A 503-nucleotide genomic window follows, 5' to 3' on the forward strand; every position below is an offset into this window, starting at 1 on the left:
CAGCCCCCGAAGAGGACCTTCCAAATTCGATCAATCCGGCCGAAAGATTCCCTATCTTCCTGTGAAGATACGTTGCATTCAAAGCTACAAGCCCAATCAGGTAGAGTGCCGAATCCACGGAGGGTAAGGCAGCTTTGTAGGAAACTGCTTTCTTGATCTGTCTGTTAAAACGTTCCACCCAATTGGTGCTGTAAATAAACGGTCTGACCTCGGGAGCATAATCCAGATAGGTGAAATAGAACGGAAGCCTCGGACTTTCTCTGAATTTCAAAAGAAAAGGATAACTCCTGCCCCATCTTGCACAAAACGCTTTCATTCGTTCCACCCCTTCTCGAGAACTCCTTACAGAAGATTCCATACTGAATACCTCTTTCAATTCCGATGAGAACAGAGCCTTGTCCCGTGGTCTCACTTTACTTTGCAACTCCCGTTTCTTGTGAACGGTACACAGTTGGACCGACACCCCCTTAAAACATTCCGAAGCCACCTCCTCTATTCCGCAC

At 47.1% G+C, this 503-nt stretch carries 1 protein-coding gene; it reads right to left on the minus strand.

Annotated elements, in window-relative coordinates; genetic code table 11:
* A partial coding sequence (locus tag ACFO3G_RS00855) for a transposase (RefSeq protein WP_380077091.1) occupies nt 1-503 on the minus strand: 503 nt, incomplete at both ends.

The sequence above is a fragment of the Falsiporphyromonas endometrii genome (genome assembly GCF_042654485.1).
Lineage (GTDB): Bacteria > Bacteroidota > Bacteroidia > Bacteroidales > Porphyromonadaceae > Porphyromonas > Porphyromonas endometrii.